Annotated in this window: 3 protein-coding genes and 1 pseudogene; all 4 read right to left on the reverse strand. The window is 57.8% G+C overall.

The window, feature by feature from the left end; all coding sequences use genetic code 11:
* Positions 1 to 238 (reverse strand): annotated as a pseudogene (locus EN749_RS38380) (hypothetical protein); the annotation flags it as partial.
* Positions 235 to 447: a hypothetical protein gene (locus EN749_RS35265; RefSeq protein WP_128364899.1), complete on the reverse strand. Its 213-nt coding sequence runs from the start codon at positions 445 to 447 to the stop codon at positions 235 to 237. The pseudogene EN749_RS38380 and the gene EN749_RS35265, both read right to left, overlap by 4 nt.
* A complete protein-coding gene (locus EN749_RS35270; RefSeq protein WP_128364900.1) occupies positions 444 to 1,004 on the reverse strand; it encodes a thermonuclease family protein in 561 nt (186 codons plus the stop codon). The genes EN749_RS35265 and EN749_RS35270 overlap by 4 nt, the downstream gene beginning before the upstream one ends.
* A complete protein-coding gene (locus EN749_RS35275) occupies positions 985 to 1,602 on the reverse strand; it encodes a hypothetical protein (RefSeq protein WP_128364901.1) in 618 nt (205 codons plus the stop codon). The genes EN749_RS35270 and EN749_RS35275 overlap by 20 nt, the downstream gene beginning before the upstream one ends.
* Positions 1,603 to 1,681: the final 79 nt, after the last annotated feature.

Genomic DNA, 1,681 nt, shown 5'->3' on the forward strand with positions numbered 1-1,681 from the left:
CGTCAACGGCGCATCGTACGCCGGGTCCCAGGGTGTCTTTGTCGCATTGCCCCAACGACAATTGCAGATTCGGCCAATCATTGGGCTTCGCGGCTTGAAGCGACGCGCGAGCTTCTTCCTCAGTGGGAATTTCCAACTGAAACTTTCCAGACGCAGACGATGTCAGTGCATAGGTCCCGCCGATTCCTATGGCGATTCCGATCATGAGAGCGATGGCAGAGGATGTGACGCTGTTCATGAATACCAAAGACTAAGGAGAAAATCGCCTAAAGCGGGAAATTGATTGCAAAGCCACGTGAGCGCCAAAAGGAAAATGATGGCGGCTACGGCCCAACCGTTACCGCTATGGAGATCGGCGAGATCGCTTTCAGCTTGCTTTTGCGCTTCCAGCCCCTCCGCATGCACGATTGTCATAGGGCGACTGTAGTGAGAATCTGGCATGGTCACTGGCTAGCTCCTTTTGTAGCCGTGGGCTGCGAGTTCCGCAAAAGCGCCTGGACGGGATGTGGGAATTTATAGGCCCACAAGCCCTCACCCGCGCCTTTTGCCGTCAGTTCCGCAACAACATAGCCCACGTTGACAGCGTTGCCATCGGAATAGGTTGCCGCAAAGGCGAAGCCCGAAGAAATCATCGCTGTACCAACGTCGATCGTCGAGCCGTCGATCTCAGCGGCGCACACTGCGAAAATCGCGTTGTCCCGCGCTCGCCCGATCGGTTGGCAAGTCACGGTCGCCGTCTGAAACAAGCCTCCGAGCTGAGCCAACGAAAGGCTTCCGCAGTCGCTCTCATTGCCCGCGGCGTCGATAGCTATACTGCCGCGTATACAGGACTGGACGCCATACAGGCGGTAGACCTGACCATCGGACTCCCAGGTGTCGCCTGTCTGCAATGTGATATTCTTAGGAACGGCGAAGCTCGATGCCATCTGCTGGCCATAGGCCGGAAGCAAGGTCGCGGCGATTGTCGTCGCCGTCAAAAGAATGTCACTGGCTCGTATCGCCAAGGCCCATTTCCTTTCCCATGACGGCCGACTCGAGGAGGTCCGGGCGAAGCGCCTTGCCCTCCTTGTCTACGGCGATTTGAGCAAAACCCTGGAAGACCATGGAGTCGTCGTCGTTGGCGACAAGGAACGGATCGTTGTTCGACCCTTCGCCAACGCGGGCGAAACAGGACACAGGATCGGGCGTTCCGGGCGTCGATCGCAGGACCAGTGTCTTGCAAAGGATCACGCTGGCGCGCTTGTTGTAGATCGTGCCGGCGTCATCTTTCGCGGCGTCCTTGCAATCCCACGTCTGCACCCGATTGTAGATGACCTTCTTGGACGGGCACGATGTGAGGCCGCGCAAGACATATTCGACGCCGTTGATCTTGCGATGCGTCGCGTCAATGATTTCGACGGGAGACGAGATTTCGTCGACCTCGCGAGCTACGAGCTCGCCGGATGCATCGTAGCGTTCAAGAACGAAGACCTTCTTGTGAGGTTCGGCAAACTGGCTGAGATATTTAACGTTCGGTTCGGCGAACGGTGACGGCTCGTCCTGGGCGGATGCCGCGCCGATCGAGGCAGCGGCGGCAATCAAAGCGGGAACGATCAATTTCATGACGGTATTCTCCGTTTTGGCTGCATTTGTGCGCGGCTGACCGAAAGCGTCAAGCGGCTGGCGCGGGCAGCGCCGAAGG

The organism is Mesorhizobium sp. M7A.F.Ca.ET.027.02.1.1, assembly GCF_004022985.1.
In the GTDB taxonomy this organism is placed as follows: Bacteria; Pseudomonadota; Alphaproteobacteria; order Rhizobiales; family Rhizobiaceae; genus Mesorhizobium.

What these genes read in the sequence shown, in the direction of transcription:
- EN749_RS35275 (WP_128364901.1), bottom strand. Translation starts at nt 1,602, where the DNA reads ATGAAATTGATCGTTCCCGCTTTGATTGCCGCCGCTGCCTCGATCGGC.